This window comes from Colwellia maritima (assembly GCF_022669015.1).
GTDB lineage: Bacteria > Pseudomonadota > Gammaproteobacteria > Enterobacterales > Alteromonadaceae > Colwellia > Colwellia maritima.
Genome location: NZ_JAKKSL010000001.1, coordinates 975850 through 1002726, shown reverse-complemented (window position 1 = coordinate 1002726; position 26877 = coordinate 975850). Strand labels below are relative to the sequence as shown.

22 protein-coding genes and 8 pseudogenes are annotated in these 26877 nt (G+C 38.6%); 9 read left to right on the top strand and 21 right to left on the bottom strand.

What is annotated here, in order from left to right; all coding sequences use genetic code 11:
* Positions 1 to 12 precede the first annotated feature (12 nt).
* The 11 genes and pseudogenes from rpsQ to rpsJ all read right to left on the bottom strand — a co-directional run bounded on the left by rpsQ (position 13) and on the right by rpsJ (position 5013).
* Positions 13 to 264 (bottom strand): 30S ribosomal protein S17, encoded by a 252-nt coding sequence (rpsQ, locus tag L3081_RS05000; protein ID WP_242283932.1) that lies wholly within the window; start codon positions 262 to 264, stop codon positions 13 to 15.
* Positions 264 to 455: a 50S ribosomal protein L29 gene (gene rpmC, locus L3081_RS04995; RefSeq protein WP_159821672.1), complete on the bottom strand. Its 192-nt coding sequence runs from the start codon at positions 453 to 455 to the stop codon at positions 264 to 266. Before rpmC ends, rpsQ begins: the two co-directional genes overlap by 1 nt.
* Complete coding sequence (rplP, locus tag L3081_RS04990) at positions 455 to 868, bottom strand: 50S ribosomal protein L16 (protein ID WP_242283930.1); 414 nt, start codon at positions 866 to 868, stop codon at positions 455 to 457. The genes rpmC and rplP overlap by 1 nt, the downstream gene beginning before the upstream one ends.
* Positions 869 to 880: 12 nt before the next feature.
* Positions 881 to 1576 (bottom strand): annotated as a pseudogene (rpsC, locus tag L3081_RS04985) (30S ribosomal protein S3).
* Positions 1577 to 1587: 11 nt separating this feature from the next.
* On the bottom strand, positions 1588 to 1920 hold the full coding sequence (gene rplV / locus L3081_RS04980) for a 50S ribosomal protein L22 (protein WP_242283928.1): 333 nt from the start codon (positions 1918 to 1920) through the stop codon (positions 1588 to 1590).
* 11 nt (positions 1921 to 1931) lie between these two features.
* On the bottom strand, positions 1932 to 2207 hold the full coding sequence (rpsS, locus tag L3081_RS04975) for a 30S ribosomal protein S19 (protein ID WP_011041718.1): 276 nt from the start codon (positions 2205 to 2207) through the stop codon (positions 1932 to 1934).
* A gap of 86 nt (positions 2208 to 2293) precedes the next feature.
* Positions 2294 to 3117, bottom strand: a pseudogene (gene rplB, locus L3081_RS04970) (50S ribosomal protein L2).
* Positions 3118 to 3129: 12 nt separating this feature from the next.
* The gene (gene rplW, locus L3081_RS04965; protein ID WP_242283926.1) at positions 3130 to 3432 is read right to left on the bottom strand and encodes a 50S ribosomal protein L23; all 303 of its coding nucleotides are present in this window, start codon (positions 3430 to 3432) and stop codon (positions 3130 to 3132) included.
* A complete protein-coding gene (rplD, locus tag L3081_RS04960) occupies positions 3429 to 4034 on the bottom strand; it encodes a 50S ribosomal protein L4 (protein ID WP_242283924.1) in 606 nt (201 codons plus the stop codon). Before rplD ends, rplW begins: the two co-directional genes overlap by 4 nt.
* Before the next feature lie 16 nt (positions 4035 to 4050).
* Positions 4051 to 4687: pseudogene (gene rplC / locus L3081_RS04955) on the bottom strand (50S ribosomal protein L3).
* A gap of 14 nt (positions 4688 to 4701) precedes the next feature.
* Entirely contained in the window at positions 4702 to 5013 is a 312-nt protein-coding gene (gene rpsJ / locus L3081_RS04950; protein ID WP_118958508.1) for a 30S ribosomal protein S10, read from the bottom strand.
* A 737-nt stretch (positions 5014 to 5750) separates the two neighbouring features.
* Here rpsJ and fusA point away from each other — a divergent pair.
* Positions 5751 to 7844, top strand: a complete 2094-nt coding sequence (fusA, locus tag L3081_RS04945; RefSeq protein WP_242283922.1) for an elongation factor G — start codon at positions 5751 to 5753, stop codon at positions 7842 to 7844.
* Positions 7845 to 7965: 121 nt separating this feature from the next.
* On the opposite strand, the gene purD is transcribed toward fusA, so the two are convergent.
* The 5 genes and pseudogenes from purD to dusB all read right to left on the bottom strand — a co-directional run bounded on the left by purD (position 7966) and on the right by dusB (position 13414).
* Positions 7966 to 9261, bottom strand: coding sequence for a phosphoribosylamine--glycine ligase (purD, locus tag L3081_RS04940; RefSeq protein ID WP_242283920.1), 1296 nt, complete (start codon positions 9259 to 9261; stop codon positions 7966 to 7968).
* Between the two features lie 11 nt (positions 9262 to 9272).
* Positions 9273 to 10153: pseudogene (locus L3081_RS04935) on the bottom strand (class I SAM-dependent methyltransferase).
* A 167-nt stretch (positions 10154 to 10320) separates the two neighbouring features.
* A pseudogene (purH, locus tag L3081_RS04930) lies at positions 10321 to 11921 on the bottom strand (bifunctional phosphoribosylaminoimidazolecarboxamide formyltransferase/IMP cyclohydrolase).
* A 142-nt stretch (positions 11922 to 12063) separates the two neighbouring features.
* Positions 12064 to 12351, bottom strand: a complete 288-nt coding sequence (gene fis, locus L3081_RS04925) for a DNA-binding transcriptional regulator Fis (protein WP_114325692.1) — start codon at positions 12349 to 12351, stop codon at positions 12064 to 12066.
* Positions 12352 to 12398: 47 nt separating this feature from the next.
* A pseudogene (gene dusB, locus L3081_RS04920) lies at positions 12399 to 13414 on the bottom strand (tRNA dihydrouridine synthase DusB).
* Between the two features lie 331 nt (positions 13415 to 13745).
* On the opposite strand from dusB, the gene L3081_RS27985 reads away from it, so the two are divergent.
* The 4 genes from L3081_RS27985 (at position 13746) to L3081_RS27975 (ending at position 16753) form a co-directional block, all read left to right on the top strand.
* Positions 13746 to 14228 carry an SAM-dependent methyltransferase gene (locus L3081_RS27985; RefSeq protein ID WP_338027117.1) on the top strand — a complete coding sequence of 161 codons (483 nt, stop codon included), beginning with the start codon at positions 13746 to 13748 and terminating at the stop codon, positions 14226 to 14228.
* 4 nt (positions 14229 to 14232) lie between these two features.
* Positions 14233 to 14394 (top strand): hypothetical protein, encoded by a 162-nt coding sequence (locus L3081_RS27980; RefSeq protein ID WP_338027116.1) that lies wholly within the window; start codon positions 14233 to 14235, stop codon positions 14392 to 14394.
* Between the two features lie 235 nt (positions 14395 to 14629).
* Positions 14630 to 14899, top strand: coding sequence for a hypothetical protein (locus L3081_RS04910; RefSeq protein WP_242283918.1), 270 nt, complete (start codon positions 14630 to 14632; stop codon positions 14897 to 14899).
* A gap of 15 nt (positions 14900 to 14914) precedes the next feature.
* Positions 14915 to 16753 carry a GGDEF domain-containing protein gene (locus L3081_RS27975; RefSeq protein WP_242283916.1) on the top strand — a complete coding sequence of 613 codons (1839 nt, stop codon included), beginning with the start codon at positions 14915 to 14917 and terminating at the stop codon, positions 16751 to 16753.
* A gap of 30 nt (positions 16754 to 16783) precedes the next feature.
* Here the strand turns inward: L3081_RS27975 and prmA are convergent, their stop codons facing one another.
* A complete protein-coding gene (gene prmA / locus L3081_RS04900; RefSeq protein ID WP_242283914.1) occupies positions 16784 to 17665 on the bottom strand; it encodes a 50S ribosomal protein L11 methyltransferase in 882 nt (293 codons plus the stop codon).
* A gap of 115 nt (positions 17666 to 17780) precedes the next feature.
* On the opposite strand from prmA, the gene L3081_RS04895 reads away from it, so the two are divergent.
* Positions 17781 to 18260, top strand: coding sequence for a putative 4-hydroxy-4-methyl-2-oxoglutarate aldolase (locus tag L3081_RS04895; protein WP_242283911.1), 480 nt, complete (start codon positions 17781 to 17783; stop codon positions 18258 to 18260).
* Positions 18261 to 18291: 31 nt separating this feature from the next.
* Here the strand turns inward: L3081_RS04895 and L3081_RS04890 are convergent.
* The 3 genes and pseudogenes from L3081_RS04890 to L3081_RS04880 all read right to left on the bottom strand — a co-directional run bounded on the left by L3081_RS04890 (position 18292) and on the right by L3081_RS04880 (position 22544).
* Positions 18292 to 19909: pseudogene (locus L3081_RS04890) on the bottom strand (di-heme oxidoredictase family protein).
* Between the two features lie 84 nt (positions 19910 to 19993).
* A pseudogene (locus L3081_RS04885) lies at positions 19994 to 21140 on the bottom strand (imelysin family protein).
* A gap of 33 nt (positions 21141 to 21173) precedes the next feature.
* Positions 21174 to 22544, bottom strand: a complete 1371-nt coding sequence (locus tag L3081_RS04880) for an alginate export family protein (RefSeq protein ID WP_242283909.1) — start codon at positions 22542 to 22544, stop codon at positions 21174 to 21176.
* A 209-nt stretch (positions 22545 to 22753) separates the two neighbouring features.
* Between L3081_RS04880 and L3081_RS04875 the strand changes: the two genes are divergently transcribed.
* Complete coding sequence (locus L3081_RS04875) at positions 22754 to 23719, top strand: siroheme synthase (RefSeq protein WP_242283907.1); 966 nt, start codon at positions 22754 to 22756, stop codon at positions 23717 to 23719.
* Positions 23720 to 23815: 96 nt separating this feature from the next.
* On the opposite strand, the gene ggt is transcribed toward L3081_RS04875, so the two are convergent.
* The gene (gene ggt, locus L3081_RS04870; protein WP_420839695.1) at positions 23816 to 25477 is read right to left on the bottom strand and encodes a gamma-glutamyltransferase; all 1662 of its coding nucleotides are present in this window, start codon (positions 25475 to 25477) and stop codon (positions 23816 to 23818) included.
* 263 nt (positions 25478 to 25740) lie between these two features.
* On the opposite strand from ggt, the gene L3081_RS04865 reads away from it, so the two are divergent.
* Entirely contained in the window at positions 25741 to 26631 is an 891-nt protein-coding gene (locus L3081_RS04865; protein ID WP_242283905.1) for a kinase, read from the top strand.
* Between the two features lie 12 nt (positions 26632 to 26643).
* Positions 26644 to 26799 (top strand): HAD hydrolase family protein, encoded by a 156-nt coding sequence (locus tag L3081_RS04860; protein WP_242283903.1) that lies wholly within the window; start codon positions 26644 to 26646, stop codon positions 26797 to 26799.
* Positions 26800 to 26877: the final 78 nt, after the last annotated feature.

Here is a 26877-nt window from a genome sequence, read left to right as displayed (position 1 = left end):
TAATCTAATAGATTAAGCTTTTACAACAACATCAACTAAAGTCCAGTTTTTAGACTTAGAAATTGGTGCTACTTCACGAATGGTTACTACATCACCTTCGTTACATACGTTAGCTTCATCATGTGCTTTCAACTTAGTTGAACGCGTGATAAATTTACCGTATATAGGGTGCTTAACGCGACGTTCGATCATTACAACAATAGACTTGTCCATTTTGTTACTGATAACAACGCCTTGTAGTGTGCGGATTTTCGCTTCGCTCATTACTTACCTGCCTTTTCAGTGATGATCGTCTTTACACGTGCAATATTGCGACGTACAGTTCTTAGCAAATGAGTTTGTGCTAATTGACCAGTGCTTGCCTGCATGCGGTAGTTAAACTGCTCGCGTAGAAGCTCTAGTAATTCAGCATTAAGCTCTTCAATGCTTTTTGCTTTAAGTTCACTAGCTTTCATTACATTACCGTCCTAGTTACGAAGGTAGTTTTAAACGGAAGTTTAGCAGCAGCTAAAGCAAATGCTTCACGTGCTAATTCTTCTGAAACACCTTCCATTTCATAAAGAACACGGCCAGGAAGAATTTGGCATACCCAATATTCTACTGAACCCTTACCTTTACCCATACGAACCTCAAGAGGTTTTTTGGTAATTGGCTTATCAGGGAAAACACGTATCCAGATTTTACCTTGACGTTTAACATGACGAGTCATAGCACGACGTGCGGCTTCAATTTGGCGAGCAGTCATACGACCACGCTCAACCGATTTCAAACCGAAAGTACCGAAGCTAACTGAACTACCAACCTGTGCAAGACCACGGTTACGTAATTTAAATTGCTTACGGAATTTAGTACGTTTTGGTTGTAACATTACTGATTCCTCTTACTTCGCTTTGCGGTTGTTCTTTCTTTTAGGTTTAGCCGCTCGGTTGTTCTGCCACAAGTGGCATTTTACCAATGATTTCACCTTTAAAGATCCAAACTTTAATACCAATAACACCATAAGTCGTGTCACCACGCGCAATGGCGTAGTCGATATCAGCACGTAAAGTATGTAAAGGTACACGACCTTCACGATACCATTCAGCACGTGCAATATCAGCGCCGCCTAAACGACCACTAACTTGAACTTTGATACCCTTAGCACCTAAACGCATTGCGTTTTGAACTGCACGCTTCATAGCGCGACGGAACATAACACGACGTTCTAATTGACTAGCAATACTGTCAGCAACAAGCTGCGCATCCATTTCTGGCTTACGTACTTCAGCAATGTTGATTTGAGCAGGAACGCCGGAATTTTAGACACTGCTAAACGTAATTTTTCAACATCTTCGCCTTTCTTACCAATAACAACACCTGGACGAGCCGTGTGAATTGTTACGCGGATAGATTTAGTCGGACGTTCAATAACTACTTTAGATAGTGAAGCGCGTTTAAGCTTTTCTGTTAAATATTCGCGAACCTTATGGTCGCCGTCTAAGTTATTAGCAAAATCTTTGCTATTTGCAAACCAAGTTGACGCGAAAGGTTTCGTGATCCCTAGGCGTATACCGGTAGGATGTACTTTTTGACCCATACTAATATCTCCTAAGAATCAGACACAATCACAGTAATGTGACTAGTGCGCTTAATAATGCGATCGGCACGGCCTTTCGCACGAGGTCTAATACGTTTCATTGTTGGACCATCGTCAACCATAATGGTTTTAACGATTAATTCATCAATGTCTGCACCTTCGTTATGTTCTGCATTAGCAATCGCTGAGTTAAGTACTTTTTTAACTAACTGAGCAGCAGATTTGTTGCTAAAAGTTAATATTTCAAGAGCTTTCTCAACGTGTACGCCACGGATTTGATCCGCAACTAAACGTGCTTTTTGTGCAGAACCGCGGGCAAATTTATGTATAGCAATTGCTTCCATCTAACTTCCCCTTACTTCTTCGCTTTCTTATCAGCGACATGACCGCGATAAGTACGAGTTGGTGCAAATTCTCCTAATTTGTGACCGATCATTTCTTCGGTTACAAATACAGGAACGTGTTGACGGCCATTATGGACAGCTATGGTCAATCCGATCATCGTTGGGATGATCATTGAACGACGGGACCAAGTTTTAATTGGCTTTTTATTCCCGCTTTCCACCGCTTTCTCTACCTTCGTCAACAAGTGTAGGTCAATAAAAGGACCTTTCTTGAGGGAACGTGGCATGGTGATTCCTTAATTATCAGTACTCTAATTACCGAATTAGTCTATTTAACTATCGATAATCTAGAGTATTTAGTTTAATGCACTAATTACTTAGTACGACGACGTACGATAAATTTATCGGTACGCTTGTTCGAACGAGTCTTATAACCCTTAGTTGGTACACCCCAAGGTGATACCGGGTGACGACCGCCAGATGTTTTACCTTCACCACCACCGTGCGGGTGATCAACTGGGTTCATGGCAACACCACGAACAGTTGGGCGAACACCACGCCGGCGTGAAGCACCGCTTTACCTAGAGAGCGAAGCATGTGTTCAGAGTTACCGATTTCACCTAAGGTAGCGCGACAATCAGCTTCTATTTTACGCATTTCGCCGCTGCGAAGACGTAAAGTAACGTAAGCACCATCTTTCGCAACTAATTGTGCATAAGTACCAACAGCACGTGCAATTTGTGCACCCTTACCTGGCTTAAGTTCAATTGCGTGTACAACACTACCTAGTGGTGTGTTGCGTAATGGCATAGCATTACCCGCTTTAATGGGAGCATCAACACCAGACTGGATAGTATCACCAAGACTTAAGCCTTTAGGGGCTAAGATGTAACGACGTTCGCCATCGGCGTATAATACTAAAGCGATGTTAGCACTACGATTCGGATCGTATTCTAAACGCTCAACTTTCGCAGGGATACCATCTTTAGTACGTTTAAAGTCAACAATACGATAATGATGCTTATGACCACCGCCAATATGACGAACGGTAATACGACCATTATTGTTACGACCACCAGACTTAGACTTAGTGTCTAATAATGGTGCGTAAGGCTTACCTTTATGAAGCTCTTTGTTTACCACTTTAACTAGGTGACGACGACCCGGAGAAGTAGGTTTACATTTTACAATAGCCATTTTCAACTACTCCTATGATTCAGCGCCAACGAAGTCGATGTCACTACCTTCTGCAAGAGTTACGTAGGCTTTTTTCCAGTCGTTACGACGACCAGTACGAGCACCTGTACGTTTTACTTTACCCTTTACATTCAGTGTATTAACACCTACAACAGAAACTTCAAAAAGTTTCTCAACGGCCGCTTTGATTTCAGCTTTAGTTGCATCAGTAGTTACTTTGAAAACAACAGTGTTGTTTGCTTCAGCAGCTACAGTTGCTTTCTCAGAAATATTTGGTGCTAAAAGCACTTTTAACAAACGTTCTTCGTTTATCATGCTAAAATCCCCTCAATTTCTTTAACTGCATCAGCAGTAATTAAAACTTTTTCGAAACCAACTAAGCTTACAGGATCAATTGCTTGTACATCGACTGCGTCAACTTTATACAAGTTACGCGCTGATAAGAACAAGTTCTCGTCAACTTCTTTTGTTACAATCAATACATCTTTAAGCTCTAAACCTTTTAACTTAGCAACTAAGTCTTTAGTTTTAGGCGTTTCTACCGAAAAATCGTTCACAACTACTAAACGTTCTTGACGAACTAATTCAGATAGAATGCTAGCAATAGCACCACGATACATTTTACGGTTAACTTTTTGGCTGTGATCTTGAGGTTTAGCAGCGAATGTTACGCCACCAGAACGCCAGATTGGACCACGAGTAGTACCGGCACGTGCACGGCCAGTACCTTTTTGACGCCATGGCTTCTTGCCACCGCCGCTAACTTCTGAACGAGTTTTCTGAGCGCGAGTACCTTGACGAGCACCGGCTGCATAAGCAACTACTACTTGATGTACTAAAGCTTCATTAAACTCACGTCCAAAAGTTGCTTCAGAAACTTCAAGAGCACCTGATGCGTCTTTTAATGATAATTCCATCACAAAATCTCCTGGACTAAGCTTTAACAGCCGGTTTGATGATTACGTTACCGTTGATAGCACCCGGAACTGCACCTTTAACAAGTAGCAAGTTACGTTCTGCGTCAACGCGAACCAATTCAAGGTTTTGTGTAGTAACGCGCACAGAACCCATGTGACCAGACATTTTTTTGCCTTTGAAAACGCGACCTGGTGTTTGACACTGACCTAACGAACCGTTAGAGCGGTGAGAAATTGAGTTACCATGTGTTGCATCTTGCATGCTGAAATTCCGCTTGATACCACCTTGGAAACCTTTACCTTTAGAGGTACCAGTTACGTCAACTAATTTAGTTTCATTGAAAATCTCAACAGTGATTTCACTGCCGCCTTCAATATCGCTACCTTCATTTGCATTTAAGCGGAATTCCCACAGGCCACGACCTGCTTCAACGCCTGCTTTAGCGAAATGACCGGCTGCTTGGTTTGTTAACACGGCTTGCTTTACGCTTGCCCGTGGTAACTTGAAGCGCTGAATAACCATCGTTGTCTACAGTTTTAACCTGAGCAACACGGTTCGCTTCAACTTCTAGAACAGTAACAGGAGTAGAAACACCATCTTCAGTGAAGATGCGAGTCATACCCACTTTACGTCCAACTAGACCTATAGTCATTGTTAAAACTCCTCTTAGCCCAAGCTGATTTGAACATCAACACCGGCTGCAAGATCTAAACGCATTAATGCGTCTACAGTCTTTTCAGTTGGCTCAACGATATCAATCATGCGTTTGTGAGTACGAATTTCGTACTGATCACGCGCATCTTTGTTAACGTGTGGAGAAATCAAGATAGTGAAACGTTCTTTGCGAGTAGGAAGTGGAATTGGACCACGAACCTGTGCACCAGTACGTTTTGCAGTATCAACGATTTCTGCTGTAGATTGATCAATCAAACGATGATCGAACGCTTTCAAACGAATGCGAATTCTTTGATTTGACATGTATCAAATCCCCTTTTAAAAGAACAAAAAAATACATCCCTCTGCTTCCTTATGTCTTTGGAAGGGGGTGTATTACATAAACATTCAACGCAAAATTAGCGCTGCTGTAAAAGAAAACAACTACAAAGCTGTTCTCTTAGTTTGTTATATTAGTATAAACACATAAAACAAACACACATTCCCTTGAACCGAATGCGGACGCGAATTATACATGATTTTGCCACTTGGGCAAGTAATTATTTATTTTTACCTATATTACAATTCCACATCAAACTTCGACGATAACCATCGCCTCCATCAATACACTCAATTCCCCCTATATAAAACAGAATAACTTGATTAATATTTTGTATTATCAGCCCTGCTTAACCTAATTCAACCTAATTCAGACTTAACTTAGTACTAACTTAAATTAATGCTGCTGTAATTTAGGTTTTTAAGCGTGAAGTCAAGCTAAACTCAAAATGTTGTTTACTTTAACCAACTCTCTTAATAATCCGCTAGTTACTAAAAATTACCCATTTACCTATAAACTATACTTATTTATCTATATATAAGCAGAGCTATTGTTCTTTTGTCATCATTTACAATTTATTTGCCAATTTTCTATCGATCTTTGTTGAGTAATGGTATACTCGCGCGCAAATTTTCAACAGTTCTACTTTTGTTCTTTCTTAGCTTATCCTAAGTTTAAGAAGAAAAAGTGGGATAGACCTTAAACTAAGTAGAGTAAAGTAATGGCAGATTTAGCTAAATACAGAAACATTGGTATTTTCGCTCATGTTGATGCGGGTAAAACCACAACAACTGAACGTATCCTTAAACTAACCGGAAAAATCCATAAAGCCGGTGAAACACATGATGGTGAGTCAACAACTGACTTCATGGAACAAGAAGCTGAGCGTGGTATTACTATCCAGTCTGCTGCGGTTACCTGTGAATGGAAAGGCCACCGTTTGAACGTCATTGACACTCCTGGTCACGTTGATTTCACAGTAGAAGTATATCGCTCACTTAAAGTTCTTGATGGTGGTGTTGGTGTGTTCTGTGGTAGTGGTGGTGTTGAGCCACAATCAGAAACTAACTGGCGTTATGCAAACGACTCTAAAGTAGCGCGCTTAATCTTCGTTAATAAGTTAGACCGTTTAGGTGCTAACTTTTACCGCGTAACTGACCAAGTTAAAAAAGTACTTGGTGCTCACCCGCTTATTATGACTTTACCCATTGGTGAAGAAGATGATTTCGTAGGTGTGGTTGATGTATTAAGCCAAAAAGCTTACATCTGGGATGAAACAGGTTTACCAGAAAATTATACTATTGAAGATATTCCTGCTGATATGATAGATGATGCGGCTATGTACCGTGAACAATTAATCGAAACTGCTTTGGAAGCAGATGAAGATTTATTGATGGACTATTTGGAAGGTGAATTAACACCAACTGAAGAGCAAATTAAAGCGTGTATCCGTAAAGGTACTAATGAATTAATGTTCTTCCCTACCTACTGTGGTTCTGCATTCAAAAACAAAGGTATGCAACTGGTTCTAGATGCTATTGTTGATTACTTACCTTGCCCTACTGACGTTAATCCTCAACCATTAACTGATGAAGAAGGTGAACCAACAGGCAAGTTTGCCATTGTTGATACTAAAGAAACATTCAAAGCGTTAGCATTCAAAATTATGGATGACCGTTTTGGGGCTCTTACTTTCATCCGTATCTACTCAGGTAAGCTTAAAAAAGGTGATACCATCTTAAACTCGTTTACAGGTAAAACTGAGCGTGTTGGTCGTATGGTAGAGATGCAAGCAGATGACCGTACTGAGCTTTCTGAAGCACAAGCCGGTGATATCTTAGCTATTGTTGGTATGAAGAACGTTCAAACCGGTCACACATTATGTGATCCTAAAGACCCATGTACGTTAGAAGCCATGGTTTTCCCTGCACCTGTAATTTCTATTTCTGTAACCCCTAAAGATAAAGGTGGTTCTGAGAAAATGGGCATCGCTATTGGTAAAATGGTGGCAGAAGATCCAACGTTCCAAGTTGAAACTGATATCGATTCAGGTGAAACAATCTTACGTGGTATGGGTGAGCTTCACTTAGATATCAAAGTTGATATCCTTAAGCGTACATACGGTGTCGATTTACAAGTAGGTAAACCACAAGTTGCTTACCGTGAAACAATTACTACAGCGATTGAAGATTCTTACACACATAAGAAACAATCAGGTGGTTCTGGTCAGTTCGGTAAAATTGATTACCGTATCCGTCCTGGTGAACCAGGTTCAGGCTTTGTTTTCACTTCAACAGTTGTTGGTGGTAACGTACCTAAAGAATTCTTCCCTGCTGTAGAAAAAGGCTTTAAGTCTATGATGGATACCGGTGTTCTTCTTGGTTTCCCTGTATTAGACGTTGAAGTTGAATTATTTGATGGTGGTTTCCATGCTGTCGATTCATCTGCTGTTGCTTTTGAAATCGCTGCTAAGGGCGCTTTCCGTCAATCAATTCCAAAAGCGGGTGCTCAGTTAATTGAACCTATTATGGCTGTTGATGTGTTTACTCCTGATGATCACGTTGGTGATGTTATTGGTGATTTAAACCGTCGTCGTGGGATGATCAAAGACCAAGAAGCAGGTGTTACTGGTGTTCGTATCAAAGCTGACGTACCACTGTCAGAAATGTTCGGTTACATCGGATCTCTACGTACAATGACATCAGGTCGTGGTCAATTCTCTATGGAATTCTCTCATTACTTACCTTGTCCAAATAACGTAGCGGAAGAAGTAATTGCTGAAGTAAAAGCTGCAAAAGCTGCTGCTAAAAAATAATTAACACTATGTTGTTAATATAAAAACCCACTTCGGTGGGTTTTTTATTGTCGGTAAAAAACAAATAAAAAAAGGTTGATAACCTTAATTATCAACCTTCACGAATTTGTTTTTATAAAAATTAACTGTTCTCTTGTTCTCGTGCAATAGCACGGTAAGCAATATCAGTTCGAAATTCGACACCTTCCCAACTAATTTGATGCAGTAGCTCATACGCTAATTGTTGCGCTTCGGTTACAGTGTTACCCAAAGCCGTCGCACACAATACACGACCGCCATTTGTTATTACTTCACCTTGCTCGTTTAACTTAGTACCCGCATGAAAAGTTTTAGCAGAAGAATTAGTGTTAATTTCAAGCCCAGAAATTACATCACCTTTAGGGTAGCTTGCCGGATAACCTTTAGCAGCTAGCACTACACCAACTGCAGCACGGCTATCAAACACAACGTTGATTTTATCAAGCTCACCACGAGTTGCCGCTAAACAAAGCTCTACAATGTCAGATTGTAAACGCATCATAATGGGTTGTGTTTCAGGGTCACCAAAACGACAGTTGTATTCAATGACATTCGGAGTACCATCTTCAGAAATCATCAAACCGGCATAAAGGAAACCTGAGTAAGGCGCCCCTTCTTTAGCCATTCCTTCGACGGTTGGCATAATAACTTCTGACATAATACGATCATGAATTTCAGGAGTAACGACCGGTGCAGGAGAATAAGCGCCCATTCCCCCCGTATTAGGTCCCAAGTCCCCATTTAAGGCACGTTTATGATCTTGGCTAGTTGCCATAGGTAAAACATTTTTACCATCTACCATTACGATAAAACTTGCTTCTTCGCCTTCAAGAAACTCTTCAATAACAACCCGATGTCCTGCATCACCAAAGGCATTGCCTGCAAGCATATCTTGAATGGCATCTTCAGCTTCCGCTAACGTTAGGGCAACAATAACTCCCTTACCCGCTGCTAAGCCATCCGCTTTAACAACAATAGGGGCTCCTTGTTCTCGCACATAAGCAAGTCTTGGTTCTACTTCGGTAAAATTAGCATAACTACCTGACGGTATGTTATTACGTGCCAAAAAATCTTTAGTAAACGATTTTGACCCTTCAAGTTGCGCTGCTTTCGCACTTGGACCGAATATGGCTAAACCTCGCGCTTGAAATGCATCCACTACACCATCAACTAGCGGTTGTTCCGGACCAACAATGGTTAATGCAACATCTTCAGTTTGAGCAAATGTCACTAGTGCCTTATTGTCGCTGATATCCAATGCGATATTTTCTACTTTATTTTCAGTTGCGGTGCCTGCGTTTCCAGGCGCTACATAGACTTTAGTAACTTGACTAGATTGTGCCGCTTTCCATGCTAGGGCATGCTCACGGCCACCTGATCCTATAACTAAAATTTTCATGTTTTTTCCTATTATTTATTTTGCTTTTTAAAGTCGCTAAAGCTACTATTTTCCGGCTTTACAAACTTTAAAGTCATGCGATCACTTTCGCCAATCGCTAAGTATTTATCTTTATCTTGCTCGCCTAAACGTAAAACTGGCGGTAACGTCCATACACCTTTAGGATGTTGAGCCATATCTTTTGGATTAGCATTAATTTCACTGGCGCCGAAAAACGAAAACCCGCGGCTTTAGCTTGCTTAATTGTATTAGATTCTGATACATATCCTACTGCTTTTTCAGGCGCTACACCTGCGGGTAATCTATGTTCAACCACGCCAAGTACACCACCCGCTTTAAGCGCTTTATAAGCATCTTTAAATGCTTGCTCTACACCTTCATCTTTCCAGTTATGTAAGTTCCGAAAAGTTAACACTAAATCAGCACTACCCGGAGGCGCTAAAACACTTGGCTTACGAGGTACAAAATCGGTCAGTTCAACCTCACTAAAAACAGGGTTTGAGGCAAGCATTGTTACTAATTGCTTACGCGAATTAGAATAATAATTATCTTCACCTGTATCTGGATAATGGGCACCATAAAGTTTGCCTTTTCCTTTTAGAGCCGGCGCTAGAATTTCGGTATACCAACCACCACCTGGTGTAATTTCAACCACAGTCATTTCTGGTTTAAAACCGAAAAAAGCTAAAGTTTCAATGGGATGACGATATTGATCCCTCGCTTTATTTTGAGCTGAGCGATGCTCACCTGCAACCGCTAGTTCAAGTGCTTCATTATTATGTTCATGATGGGCATGAGCATGAAGGTTAGCGCTAGTAAACGCACTTAAACTAAGTGCGCCTGTGATTACTATCGAGCAAAATACGGATTTCAAACTTTTCAACTGAGTCATAATATTTCCATTCACTGTATTAAGTTACTAAAAGAACACTATTTATAGCAGATTTTAAATAAACAAGCAGCGAGGATTTTATTCAAATACTCATTTTCATTGTAAGTAAATAAATCAACACTGCTTGAGAACGTATTTTGCTTTAAAACAAGCGTAAATCTTCGTAATTAATGTCTGAAATGTCTCATGCCAGTAAAGACCATGGCGATACCATGCTCATCTGCGGCAGCAATCACTTCATCATCTCGCATTGAACCACCAGGTTGAATTACTGCGGTGATACCTGCTTCTGCTGCAGCATCTAAACCATCGCGAAACGGGAAGAATGCATCTGATGCCATCACTGAGCCTTTCACTTCTAGGTTTTCGTCAGCCGCTTTAATTCCTGCCACTTTTGCAGAGTATACCCGACTCATTTGACCAGCTCCAACACCAATGGTTGCGCTATTTTTGACATAAACAATCGCATTAGATTTTACAAATTTTGCTACTTTCCAACAAAATTGTAAGTCGCGCATTTCATCAGCTGTAGGTTGACGTTTAGTCACAACAGTTAATTCGTCTTTTGTTACACGGCCTTGATCAGTATCTTGTACTAACAAACCACCATTAACGCGTTTGAAATCAAAACCAGTAGTTTTGGCGTGCCATTGACCGCATGCTAATAAACGAAGGTTAGGTTTTCCGGCAATAATCTGTGCTGCGGCGTCTGAAACACTTGGTGCAATAATTACTTCAACAAATTGACGAGAAACTATCGCTTCAGCAGTGCCTGCATCTAACTCACGGTTAAAAGCAATGATACCGCCAAATGCTGATGTTGGATCTGTTTTATAAGCACCTTCATAAGCAGCTAAAATATCATCTCCGATGGCAACGCCACATGGGTTTGCATGTTTTACAATCACACAAGCAGGTTCATCAAACTCTTTTACACATTCGGCGCTGCATCCGTATCAGCAATATTGTTATAAGATAATGCTTTTCCTTGCAGCTGTTTGGCAGTAGACACCGAAGCTTCTTCAGGGTTTGCTTCAACATAAAATGCCGCATCTTGATGAGAGTTTTCACCATAACGCAAATCTTGAGTCTTGATAAATTGACTATTGAATGTGCGTGGGAATTTAGCCTTCTCTTCAAATGAAGGGGCGGCTGCTTTGTCGCCATATGCAGGTAACATTTTACCAAAATAATTAGCTATCATGCCATCGTAGCTTGCCGTATGCTCATAAGCAGCAATAGCTAAATCGAAACGTGTTTTATAAGTTAGTGAATTTTCATTAACCTCCATTTCAGCTAAAACACGATCGTAATCACTCGTATTAACAATAATGGCCACATCTTTATGGTTTTTAGCTGCCGCACGTACCATAGTTGGTCCGCCAATATCAATATTTTCAACGGCATTTTCCAGGGTACAGTTTTCGTCACTTACTGCATTAGCAAAAGGGTATAAGTTCACCACAACCATATCAATCGCACTGATATTATTCTCAATCATTACTGCTTCATCTATACCGCGACGCGCTAAAATACCGCCGTGTACCTTGGGATGTAATGTTTTAACTCGACCATCCATAATTTCAGGATGACCAGTGTAATCTGAGACTTCAGTTACAGGGATGCTTTCAGCAGCTAATAATTTAGCGGTGCCACCTGTTGAAAGTAGCTCAACACCTTTTTCACTTAAACGACGAGCAAATTCTACAATACCTGTTTTATCGGAAACACTTAACAGTGCGCGTTTAATTGGACGTGGAGTATCCATTATATTTACCTTTTTAGTTGTAGCCTACTGCTAGCCTATTACCATTAACTGATAGCACTAACTTGCATAGCTACATGAAAATTTAGATTAGTTTAAAAACAACAAAAGCACCCGAGGGTGCTTTCTAGAAAAATGCTTTGGTCTAATTCATACCATATTTTTTTAATTTTTTACGCAAGGTGCCACGGTTGATACCTAATAAGTTTGCAGCTCTTGTTTGATTGCCGCGCGTATACATCATTACCTCTTCTAACATTGGCGCTTCAATTTCGCTTAATACTAGGTCGTACATGTCATCAACATCGTTACCATTTAATTGTTTTAAATAATTGTTAATCGCTATTTTAGCTTGTGTGCGTAATGGAGACGTTTTAGTTTGCGTTTGAATATCACCAGTGATAAACGGAGAAGAAATATTTTGTTCGAACATAATGTACAACTCTTTCTATTAATATAAATTAAACAACCAATTGCTCACTAATGAGCAAATTGATCAAAACAAAGGGTTAGCGCCTCAAGTTGTTCACTTGTTGACGATAAACCATTAAAAGTAGTTCTTAAAACCTTGCCTTGCTCACCTGCAAATTGCGCAGACAAACCATTTTCTAGCTCATAACCATATAAAGCAAGAGCATGGATATACCAAGACACGTGTTTACGAGCGATTCTCACGCCCATGTAGTCACCATAAAACTGATGCAATTCCATTACATGTCCAAGTAAAGTTGAACGTATCTCAGTCACTGAGGGGGCAGTCATTTTGGTACCTGTTTTCAAAAAATGATTAATCTCTCGAAAAATCCAAGGTCGCCCTTGAGCACCTCGGCCGATCATAATGGCATCAGCTCCGGTATAGCTTAATACTTGCTCAGCTTTTTCTACTGAGGTTATATCGCCATTTGCCACAACAGGAATTGAAACAGCCTTTTTAATTGCTTTTATCGTGTCATACTCAGCATTTCCTTTATAAAAGTCATTGCGGGTACGACCATGTACTGCAAGCGAAGCAATACCATTGTCTTGAGCAATTTTAGCTATTTCTATTCCATTGCGGCTATTCTCGCACCAACCAGTGCGAATTTTTAACGTAACAGGGATATTAACCGAGTTCACCACAGCTTTTACAATTTGTTCAACCTGTGTTGGCTCTCTTAATAGAGCAGAGCCCGCTAATTTTTTATTTACTTTTTTTGGACAGCCCATATTAATGTCAATAATTTGTGCACCATTTTCAACATTCATCTGAGCAGCAAAAGCTAATTCATCAGCACAACTACCCGCAATTTGCACACTACGAATACCGGCCTCTTGGCTATGAATCATTCTCAGTCTTGACTTATCGGTATTCCATACCATCGGGTTTGACGACACCATTTCAGATACAGCCAATCCGGACCTAACCGACAACATAATTCCCGAAAAGGTTGATCGGTAATTCCTGCCATCGGTGCAAGAAACACGTTACTGTCAAATTGATATGAACCTATTTTCAACGCATCACCACGAAAATCACTTTATAAGCTGATTATTTTTTAAGCACCACTGCAAAAGGGCGCTAAGTTTACGTGTTTTTTTATGAATTGAAAAGCCTAGAATTTGAACAAATTTTATTTTTTTTTGCCTTTTTAATATTGACTTTTGCCAAACCATTGAAGTGAACAGTTTTTGAACAACCCATTGGTGTTTTTAGTGATAAATATCACTTCGTTTTATTACTTCTTTTGCAAAAAAAATAAAATGGGGTATGGTTGCTGCTTGTGAAAATGATAAATAACAATTAAAGCCATGTAAAAAAGGCCTTAAACACGAGTAAAGGTTATCTATATGTTTGGTAGTTTAGTATGTGTTGGTACGGGTATGACTTTGGGTGCCCATATTAGCCCTATTTCACGTAGTTATATTACCCAAGCTGATGTGGTCTTTTCATTAATGTCTACAGGTATCACCGAACGTTGGGTAGAGGAAATGCATGAAGATGTTCGTAGCTTGCAACCTTACTATCAAGAAGGTAAAAATCGTAATATTACTTACAAGGAAATGGTTAACGCCATACTAGCCGAAGTACGTGCAGGCAAAAAAGTCACGGCGGTATTTTATGGTCACCCTGGCGTATTTGCTTGTGTTAGTCATAAAGCGATAAAGCAAGCAAAAAAAGAAAATTTTCCGGCCCACATGGAAGCAGGTATATCAGCAGAAGATTGCTTGTATGCTGATTTAGCGATAGATCCGGGTAAAACAGGATGCATACATTATGAAACCACCAGTTTATGTTTTATAAACGTAATATTGATACAGCCGCTCATCTAGTTCTTTGGCAAGTGGGTTTAGTGGCGACAAATCACTTAAAAAATTTGCAACGGGTAAAGCCTACAGACAAGTACTGATAGATTTGTTATTAGAAACTTACCCAAAGAGACCATCAAGTCATCCTTTATCAAGCGAAAGTATTACCCATAGAGACCATCCGCGCTGAATATATTGCACTAATCGATTTAATTGATGCTAAACTGGTTATGCATACCACTTTAGTGATTCCACCTAGTGAGAAAATGCTGCCAAATCAAACGATTTTGGATAAATTAGCAGCAATAGATTGTCAAGAATCACAAACTAGCTATAGACCTAAACTAACACTAGTGTTATAAAAATAGACTTAGCACAATAAAATTCGACACAATGGTTACAATAACAAAAACGGAGTACAACACATGTCTAAAGTTATTCATGTATTAGAACAGATGAGCCGTGACGCCAATTGTCAAAGTGAAGACGCTATCAACAATTTATTGGAGACTGCTGAACTTGACACTAAAATCACTGAAGCAATTATTAATAAAGATGTCAGCTCACTTGAATGTCAATTAGATGTTTGTCCTGATATTATATGCATAGTTATGACTCCTGATGATGACGAAGATGAAGAAAAAGATGATGAAGATTCATCAGAAGAAAAAAGCATTAACGTTATTGGTTTTTAACAAGCGCTTGAACTAGTGAACCTTATCAAGCTAAAAAACTTTCTTGTTAACATCACTGTTATTTTTACTATTTTCAATAGCACACCTTTGTGGGCTAATGAAAATACCAGTGCAGATAAAAATACTAGCTTTGATGATAGATTAACCCATGCCGATAACATCAGAAGCAGCCAACCTAAACTGTTTTTAGACTTAATTAATGAACTTAATCAAGATGCTAATAACATTTCTCTTGAGCAACGTCACTACCTTAATTACCTAAACCTTTACCTGTTAATATATCAAGGCAACATAGCCGAAGCCATTAACTCAGCCAACGCATTAATGAATTCTAATGCTAACAGCTTGCTAAAATTTAGGGCTAAACTTAGTTTAGCTAATATTTTTGCCGTTAACCAAAACTGGGCTGAAGGTTTGTCAACTGTATCGAATATACTAACTGAATTGCCCTTAATAGAGGATAAGAAGCTATATCCTTTTGCGTTAATCGTCACAGCCATCTTTTATAACCAGATAGGGCAATACAAGCTTGGACTTTCTTATGCCCAAAAGGTAGAACTTAGTAGCGAGCAAGGTAGGGATAACTGTATTGCACAGGGGCTAATACTTGAATCAAGGTTTAAATTAAAACAACTAACGCCTTCAGATCCTGCCATTAAACATACTATTAGTTTATGTAGAATAAATAATGAGCATCTTATTATTAATTGGATTCACTCTTTCGAGGCAAAAATGTACCTTGAAGCTCAACAACAAGATAAAGCATTAGAACTACTAAACTCGACCTTACAAAATGCCCTAAATACCAAATACCCGCGCATCATCGCTGACTATTATTCATTATTAGCACAGGTACATTGGTTAAATAAAGACGCCGTTTTAACCAAACAGTTCGCGTTAAAAGCACTAGAATTCGAGAAAAAAGAAGATACTGCACAAGCCAACATTTTGTCGTATAAATTACTCTTTGAACTAGAAAAAGCACAAAAAAATTATGAATTAGCATTGCTGTACCATGAAAAATACACGATAGCTGATAAGCTTTATTATAATGAAACACAGAAAAAATATTTGGCGTTTCAACTGGCTGAACATCAGGCCAAAGAACAACAAAGCAAAATCGACTTATTAAATAAAGAGAATGCCTTATTAACGGCTGAAAAAGTATTGCTAACCACTGAAAAAGCAATGACGCATAGTAATATACAGAACAACCGTTTAATTATTATTATCTTAACGTTAGCAATATCTTTATTATCTTTTTGGGGTTATCGATTATTAAAAGCACATAAACGAATAAAACAACTCGCTGAATATGATGCCCTTACAGGCATTTTTAATCGAGGACATTTTACCCATATTGCTGATTCTACCTTAGCTTATTGTAAAGATGCGGATCAAAATTTAAGTTTAATTATGTTTGATCTAGATGAATTTAAAAATGTAAATGACACTTATGGACATGCTTGCGGTGATTGGGTATTAAAGAAAACCGCTGATGTCTGTAAAAGTCTTGGGAGACAAAACGATATATTCGCTCGTGTAGGCGGTGAAGAATTTTGTATATTACTCACCAGTTGCGATATGCAAGCAGCTTTACAACGCGCCGAAGCATGTAGAAAGGCAATTGCCGAGATCAACACTACTGACTCAGGCTTTCAGTTCAACATAACCGCCGGCTTCGGCATAACTGATGCTAAAACGAGTGGTTATGATTTAGGTAAACTTTTAGCTGATGCGGATAACGCCGCTTATGCCTCTAAACATGCAGGTAGAAACGAAGTTACATTATTTAAAAAGGAAACCGTTGAGCAAGAAGTAATAAAACTAGATGATTCACTTAATGCTTTTTAGCCCATTATCAAACATTACTTATGCAAACTTTTATTTACGTTGCCCGTTTAAGCGTACCCATTCCTCTTGGACAGTAACAGGAGCCATATCGCACCACTGACCATAAATAATTTGTAAGCTTTCAGCCTGTTCTTCTAATACACCCGACAAAGCTAATAAGCCTTTATCACCAACATATTCTATTATCGTAGGCGCTAGTTCACGTAATGGTCCTGCTAAAATATTAGCCACCACTACATCTGCTTTAAACATAGGTTGATCTTTAGGAAGGTATAACGCTAATCTGTCATCAACCTTATTTCGTTTGGCGTTAGCAAGGCCGGCTTGTAGCGCTTGAGGGTCTATATCAATACCTATTACTTTTTTTGCGCCAAGTTTTAATGCGGCAAGTGATAAAATACCTGAGCCACAACCAAAATCAACAACGGTCTTACCTTGTAAATCTAAACTATCAAGCCAAGTTAAACAAAGTGCGGTGGTGGGATGTGTTCCTGTACCGAACGCAAGGCCAGGATCTAACATAACATTAACAGCTTCTGGTTCAGGCACATCACGCCGGCTTGGGCAAATCCATAAACGCTTGCCAAATTTCATCGGGTGGAAGTTATCCATCCATTCGCGTTCCCAGTCTTTGTCTTCTAACTGCTCTAATTTATATTGCATTTGTGCTTTGTCTGGATGAATGCCTTGTAAATAACTGATCACTTTATCCATATCATGACTAGCATCAAACAACCCCATCACTACCGTATTTGACCAATAAAGCACTTCATCACCCGGCAAAGGTTCATAGATAGGTGTATCTTTTGCGTCGATAAAAGTAACGGCTTGTGAACCACAAGCTACGAGCCAATCACTGTATTTTTCTGCGGTTTCTTCATTGGCACTTAATCTAAGTTGTATCCAAGGCATACTGTTTTTCCGATAAGGTTAATTAATTTATGGTCACAATAACTATTCGTAATGATAGTTTATCATTCATTGATGCTAGAGTAGGAACAAATTCACCTAATGCAGCAAAAATACTATGTTAGATTTACTTCCTGATTTATTCGATCTTTACCCTGAGCAATTACAACTAGCTGACCCACTGTTTAATGATTATGGCGGAAAAGTTATTTTTTCAGGTGAAATTATTACGGTATCTTGCTTTAACGATAATTCAAAAGTGAAGGAACTTGTGGCTACCGATGGCACAGGCAAAGTGATGGTAGTTGATGGCAAAGGTAGTACAACACGCGCATTATTAGGCGATATGCTCGCTGAACAAGCGGTAACCAATGGATGGGAGGCTATTGTGATTAATGGTTGTATACGTGATGCAGGAACTATTGCAACCTTACCACTTGGTGTAAAAGCATTAGGATGTAATCCGATTAAAACTGAAAAACTGGGTGTAGGTGAAGTTAACACAAACATTTATTTTGCCGGTATTAAGTTTATACCTGGCCACTTTATCTATGGTGATGCAAATGGTTTAGCCGTTAGTGAAAAAGTTTGTGTTTAACCTTCCATGGTTCTATATTTTGTCATGACTGCTATAACGACATGACAAAATTAACCAGTGATTGACGCTCAGAAAGTGCTAGCGCCATAAAGTCGCTCTTACTTTGCTCAGCTTCGCCACCATGCCATAAAATAGCCTCTTCAACTGTAGCAGCTCTACCGTCATGTAAAAATCCGGGCAGGGTTCACTGCTTTAGTTAACCCTATTCCCCATAGAGGTCTTGTTTTCCACTCTTGACCATTCGCAGTAAAATCCCGTCGATTGTCTGCTAACCCTTCACCTAAGTCATGTAATAACATATCGCTAAATGGATAAATACGCTGTCCTTTTATTGCTTCTGGTGCGGCTAAACCACCAACCTGTATATCCCCCGTTGCGGTTATGAAATCAGGTTGATGACAGCCTGTACAATTTATTTGGCTAAATAATTGTGCTCCCGCAATCACAGATTCATCATAAATATTACGTCTAGCCGGCACCGCTAAGGTTTCAGCATAAAACACCACTTCATCAGAAAACGCTTGAGTTGCTTCTGTATTCCCTTCTTCATCACGTCCGGTATCAATAAAGCCTGTGCGGCTAAGATAACTTTCATGCATTGCGGTATTGGCAATACTTTCTTCTGGAAACAAAGGATTTGTTATCCCCATATCTCCACGCAAAGCAGCAAGCGATTGTACACGTACGCTTGGCGTGCTTGCTTTCCAACCAAAACGCCCTAACGAAACAGGCATAGGGTCATTATTTATGGCTTTTACTGGATCGAACACCCAATTAGGACGGCCAGAAATTCCATCGCTATCAGTATCGTCTTCATCAGACAAAGCCAATATATCCGCTTCACTAATTGCTTCAAGTAACCCTAAACCAAATATTGGCATACCATTTCGTGGGCTATAACGTACATTGGCTTGTAAAAGTGCACTATTATCTCGGTTTTGTTCGCTGACATCGTAAGGTTTTTCAATGGTAAATATTGGTTTTTTAAGTTCAATTGTATTGCCATCAGGATAGCTAATCGTTGAATACTCATAATAAAGATAGACATTTGCTTGCCCGATAAAAGGGTTTTCTTGCCAATCGTGCCGTGCTTTCAATACACCTCGATGAAATAATTGTGTTCCAAAGCCGTCAACAGCTTTATTTTCACAATAATTATTTTCTACCGTGGGTATTTCACATTGACCATCCTCGGTGCTTATTCGTAAAAAAATACCGGCTTCAGAGCCTAACAGTACACGTGTTTGATCTTTGGCCAAGGTAATAGTTGAAGAGCGGCCATCACGTTGATGACAAGAATTACAGTCTTGATTATTAAAGACTGGCCCTAACCCATCTAGTTCTGGATGCTCTGCATTAGGTGCGGTCGTAAATGCTGTTTCAAAATTAGTATCACCCTTCAAATGCTTTTCTAATTCCTCAGCGGTTAAATTAGGCATAGGAGTAGAAAAACCATGACCTGAATCACTTGCATCTATGGCGGTAGCCTCTCCCCCTAATTGACTAATATAAGTATATGTAACTTCCGTCACTTCTTGTTCTAAATCTGTTTCAGTATCCTCTGAACTACTTGAATTACAGCCGATAATCAACGAACTAATCATAACCATCGTAAAATTAGACAAGGTTGTTCTTTTGAAATGTTTCATTATTAATAGTTCCAGGAGTCTACTTACTATTGTTGTGCCGTGCGGCACAACAATTAAATACAAAATGACTTGAGATTAATTAGTTTACTGTTGCCATGTTTGCAACTTAGTTAATACATCATTTTCTAGAGAAGTTTGTAGAATAGATAAAGCGTCAATGGCGGTTTGAATTCGCACACGTCCCTCTTCATCATTAATGGCTTGCCTAAATGGTAAATCTGATTCGCCGAATAATAGCTTCTATTGCCGCAATGGCATCAACTATTTCAGCGTCTATTCTTGTCGCAAGTTCAGCATCTGCTGCACTAACAAAATCGATGATACCTGACTTGTCTGATTGCCCTAAAAATTCGCCACGGTAAACATTTTGTACGCCACGAATATTATCGGTAAAATCGGCTAATGAATTCCAACTATATTGAGACTCAACTTTTGAGGTATCAATATTCGAAATGCTACTACCAAAAGGTTCTGCAATTTTACCATTACCAACTTCATCAACAATACCGATCATACCATTGATTAATTCTTCCACTACGCCTAGCTGTGATGCATAGACATCATTGTTTGCTGTCAGTAATAATTCTTTGTAAGCAGGCGAATTTTCAATATTAGGATTATTCGCTACTACCCATGCATCATATAACGTTTGGGTATATCCTTTAAACACTTCGGCTGCCGCTGAAAGATATTCGCGTTCAAGGGAAGTCATATCCGTAATATGTTTTTCATTAGTGGTAACACCATCACCAAATAATAAAAACTCCATGGTATGAAAACCCTGTACATCATCATTAAAAGTTGCCAATTCTTCTGCATTAAAACTTTCTTGAGAATCTAGTAATGCTTGTAAATCACTGGTATTTAAAGGCCATGTATCTAAATGAGGATCGATAGAAAGTGCATCAACCGGTCCGAATATATGGGCTTCACCTTGTTCCCAAGGTACACGAACATCTTTCCATGCTTGTTGCGCCGCAAGTAAGTTTTCTTCAGTCGGCGTATTGACTAAACTTTGTAACGCTAATAAAAAATCAGCAGCTTCACTATTAAGGTTCTGATATCCCACAACAATCACATCATTGGTTAAATTAGTAATCATTTCAGTTGCTGTAAACTCAAAACCAGTAGGTTCAACATTGGTTTCTTCCCCACCAGATGAACTACCGCCACAAGCAGTTAATACCAATGCTGAGACAGCGGCTGCTAATAAAGATTTCTTAAAGATCATGTTTTTCCCTTAATTTTATGTAAACTAATCGTGTTATATAGAAAAGAAATAACCCATAGATAGGCTAAAGCTTGTGCTGTTATCTAACGTATTGAGTGCATGCATTTTCTGCCCTAGCTCCGCTTTTAATACGATGTTGCTGATTGGATAATAATTCACTCCAACCGCAATCGATTCCATATCAAAGCGATCTGTGGCTTCACCTTGCTCAACCTTTTTCATTGGGTTGGCATACTCATAAGTTGAATATAAGTAGAGAGGATTCGCTAAATCAAAAAGATCTTGGCTATTATATGATAACTCGATGAACGCTGACTCTGCTTCACTACCGAGTTGTGAAAAGTTTCCAGGCTTTAAGCCCGCAGTGGTTTTATTGGCATTTGTGATAGCTTGGCTATCATCTAATTGCCCAAATAAATATTGACCACGTACTAACCAGTTTTCAAAACTAAATGCACCATGCAGACCAAAAATGGTTAAATTGCCATCACCCTCCACTTTGGTATTGTTATTCCGATTACCAGAGGTATCGCCTGTATAGTAGCTAAACCCAACACCTTTACCTGCTTTCACATTTCCATAATCTAAGCGAAAAGTAAAAGCTAAATCATCGGCATTCACAGACTCAAAGCGTCTTTGATGCCCTGTTGCCACCCAGTTATAAGTTCTGAAATATTCTGAATTTAATCCTGTAGTTAGTAACGTCTGCACAGTAAAATCTTGCCATTTACTGACTAAATTAATACCTGTTTCATGCCATACTTGTGGTATGAGTGTCGATTCACTCCAATATCGCTGTGTTGAAAAGTATTGTGTCGGTTTGTGCAAGTCTGTACCTAAACCCACAGGGACAAAAATATGCCCCATCTTCATTGTGAAGTATTGATTAGCCCGATATTTGGCTTGCATTTTTTCAACAATAACTTCACCACCCGCCTCTATTTCGGTTTCAAACTCACCAAATTCTTCAAAACCATCATATTCGAGTGTTGTTCCTGTTCCTCCATGTTCATATTCAAGCTCAATTTCCATCTGCCATTGAGCATCAAAATCATAAACAAACTCGAGCACAACACGTTCTAAGTCAGTAGTCGCTCTACGCTCAGGATCTGTGTCTTGAATATTACGATACACATCCTCACTTTTATAAAGAAGGCTACCATAAGAATTTATCTGCCATTTTTTTTGGCTAGTCCCGCTCTGCAATTCCGTTGCTACCTCATTTTCAGTTGATTTAGCAGAAACTGACTTTAAATCCATTAACTGCTGTTCAATTAATTTGAGCTGTTTTTGCTGTTTCTCTAGTGCTAGCTCTAAATCAGACTGTGTTGGCGTAGCCGCCAACACTTGGGTAGAAAAACTAAAAAAACCGTAAACGACAATAAGTATAAAATGCTTTTTCATCAGGACAACCAAAAACCTAAATAAGAATTAATATCATTCACTAATAATAATGGCAATCGAACTCATTTACAACTGATAACGATTATTATTTGTATTGTTGTGTTTTAAAGCTGAAACATGATTATTAATATTTTACTAGTTATTATTTTTTAACTGGCTTGTGATAAAATTAACTTACCCAATATTAAAAACCCTTTCTAAGTAATTTAATGAAATATTTCCCTGTTTTTCTCGATGCTAAAAAGATCTCTGCCATGGTGATTGGTGGTGGTGAAGTTGCTACCCGTAAAATTGAATTACTTCTAAAATCAACTACAAATATCACTGTTATGAGTGAGAAAGTTTCTACCAGTGTTGCAAGACTGATAGATAAGCATCAATTAACTTGGTTACAACATAATTATCAAACAGGTTATTTAGATAATATAACTTTAGTCATTGCAGCAACTGATAACATGTCTGTAAATAAAGCAATTTACCAAGAAGCGGTTCCATTAAAAATATTAACTAACGTTGTTGATCAGCCTGAACTATGTACTTATATAACACCTGCTATTATTGATAGAAGCCCAATGATCATTGCGTTATCAAGTTCAGGTAGTTCTCCCATTCTCATTCGTATGTTACGAGAACAAATTGAAAAAACATTACCACAAGCCTATGGAAAATTAGCGGATTTTTCCTACAAGTTTCGTGATCATGTCAAAGTAAGAGTTAAAGGCTTACGTAATAGACGTAGTTTTTGGGAAAATATACTAAAAGGGCCAATAGGACAAGCTGTTCTTGATGGCAAGCAACAACAAGCGGAACAGCAATTAATTGCCAGTATCAAACAAGAAATAGCACCACCTTGTGGTGAAATTATATTCATTTATACAAAAGGCGGTAATCCTGATAATTTAACATTAAACGCTCATCGCGCTATGCAATTTGCCGATGCCGTTTTTTATGATGAGGAAGTTAACATTGAACTGATTGAATATGTACGACGAGATGCAGAAAAGTTTTCACAAGATATCCCATCACATATATTGATTAACTTCCAAGACGCTATTGAATTAGCACAACAAGGTCAAAAAGTCATTTACTTACTGGTCGGCAATGAAGCCTTGCCACAAAATGCAGCATTAAAAGGCAGTAATATCATTACGCAAATAATTGTTAGTGGTGATTAATCAGTAATCTGGTATTAATATTGATTAGTATTTCCGATTAATATTTGTGAGTGTAAACGTGAATAAGTTCCTGTATACACTCACTTGTTTATCTACCTAATTGAGTACAATTGATACGCCTCTACTGTGTTTACTTGCCTCTGAAGCCGCTTGAAATGTGTCATCATCTCTAAAAATAAGTTGCACATCACCAAAGGTTTTTTCTTTTGTTATATACCCTAACGAATGTAATGCTTTGATTACCTCAGCATCAATCCCTGGATAATACTTTATCTCATCTTTTGGCCATAGTTGATGATGAAAGCGAGCACTGTTAACCGCTTCATAGGCACTCATATTAAACTCTACCACATTTAAAATTGATTGATACACAGAGCTAATAATTGTGGTGCCGCCTGGGGATCCCGTAACTAAATCAACTGTTTCTCCTTTTAATAGTATTGTAGGAGACATAGAAGACAACATACGCTTTTTCGGGTGAATTTCATTTGCTTTGCCGCCTATAGCGCCAAATACGTTTGCTACACCGGCTTTTGCACTAAAGTCGTCCATTTCATCATTCAAAATAAAACCAAGACCTTCAACAATAACACCACTACCAAAGGTATAATTAATAGTTGTGGTATTAGATACGGCATTACCCCACTTATCAACGATGGAAAAATGCGTAGTGTCAGTGCTTTCTTTTAGGCCAGGCTTTATCTCTTGAGTAGCTGAGATTTTATCAAGTGAAATATTTTTAACTCGACTAATTAAATAATCTTCATTTAATAAAGCCTCTGATGGCACATCAACAAAATCAGGATCACCTAAATATTCCGCCCGATCAGCAAAAACACGTTTCCCAATTTCTGACAATAAATGAATATACTCAGTTGAGTTGTGCTCATAGACATTATCGCCTTTTACCAAATCATACATAGTGAGCCACTGCAATATAGCTAAACCACCTGAACTTGGTGGTGGCGCTGTAATAACAGAATACTCCCGCCATTTTTTCACTAAAGGCTTTCGCCATTTTGCTTGGTAATTTGCTAAATCTTTTTCGTCGATAATCCCCCCATTTTTCGCCATAAACTGGCTAATAATTTTGGCCGTTTTACCCTTATAAAAACCATCTCTGCCATAAATTGATATACGTTTTAAGGTCTCTGCTAAATCAGGTTGTTTAAAAACAGTACCCGCCTTGGCGTGAGCAAAATATTTAGAAAAATTGACTTTAATCCCTTCTTTCTTAAAACTCTTTATTCGCCACTCTATAGAGTTTTGCATAACTGGATGAACAATATAGCCTTGTTCAGCTAACGAGATGGTCAGGGCTAATAACTCAGTCCATTTTTTACTGCCATACTTTTGATGCGCTTTCCACATGCCATCCACCGTGCCAGGCACACCTGTTGATAATATGCCGTATAGAGATAAATAAGGGATAACATCACCTTTTTTATCTAAATACATATCCCTGTGTGCTTTTTCTGGCGCAACTTCCCGGTAATCTAAAAAATCTGCTTTTTTGTCTTTATAAATCGTCATAAAGCCACCGCCACCAATATTACCCGCTTCAGGCAAAGTAACCGCTAAGACAAATTGCGCAGCAATTGCTGCATCTATCGCATTACCATCAGCGTCGAGAATTTTTTTAACGGCTTGAGCGCTATAACTGTCTGGCATCGATAATGCTGCATTTTCTTTTGCATTCGCGGTAACAGCAAAACATTGAGAGCAAGCAGCTAACAACAACATAATTTTATGATTCATTCATTTATTCCTTATCAGTGAATATCACTATAAAAGAGTGCAAATTTTAAAGCAATTAGCAGCCCCCTTCTGCACCAAAATGAGGCATTTTAATTTATTAGTACAATATAATAAAAGTTATAACATCAAAAATAATATAAAACGTAAAAGTAAAAATTAAAATCCATTAATTTACAGCAACATAGATATAAAGGTAAACTTTTCATTTAAGTGGCATAAAAGTTGAATTCATACAAAGTAGTAGATATATATCAAGAGTAAAAATGATGCTTTCAACCTTTATTGAAGAACACAAATTACCGGCCGAATTCAAGCGCACAATCGAACAATATTATATACCGCTTGCTGAAAAAATTGTCAGTCAATTTACAAAAACCTCTAAGGCTTTCTTTGTTGGCATTAATGGCTGCCAAGGGAGTGGTAAATCAACACTTACTGACTTCATATCGAGTTATTTAATAGAAAAACATCAGCTAAATGTTGCCGTTATGTCGTTAGATGATTTTTATTTACCTAGTGAAAAACGCAATCAATTATCTCGTGACATTCATCCTCTATTATCCACTAGAGGCGTTCCCGGTACGCATAATATAACTGCGCTGAAATCAGTATTATCTCAATTGGAAAACCACAAAACAGGTTTTACTATCCCACGATTTAATAAAGCTACTGATGAGCCTTTTCCTGAGGAACAGTGGACATTAATTGATAAGCCAGTAGATATTATTTTATTAGAAGGTTGGTGTTGGGGTGTTCCCTCCCAAACAGAAGAGCAACTGCAAGCGCCTGTGAATGAACTTGAATTACAATATGATGCTAACGGTGTATGGCGACATTATGTAAATGAACAACTTAAAAATAACTACGAACCATTATACAAAAAAATGGATTTTTGGTTGGCGCTACAGTCGCCGTCTTTTGACTGTGTTTACCAATGGCGATTAGAGCAAGAGCAAAAATTACAAGCGAGGAATATTGGCATAGCAAATTCAAAAATAATGTCCCCCGCTGAAATATTGAATTTTACACAACATTTCCAAAGGCTTAGTGTTCAAGGATGCAATACCATTTCTCACGATGCTGATGTGATTTTTTATTTAGATTATAACCGTAAAATTAGTGATACCCCTTTGCCTTCGGTTGCAGAGAAATAACAAGGATCAAACATGAGCAAGATAAATAACATTATCTTTAGTGATCTCGATGGCACTTTACTTGACCATTATACTTATCAGTCAATTGCTGCAAGTGAAACACTGCAACAATTAAAGCAAGCCAACATTCCTGTTATTTTGAATACCAAAAAACGCTCGCCGAAATAGAAATAATTAAGCAAGAATTAGAGCTTGATACCCCGTTTATTATAGAGAATGGTGCCGCCATTTACATACCTATTGGTA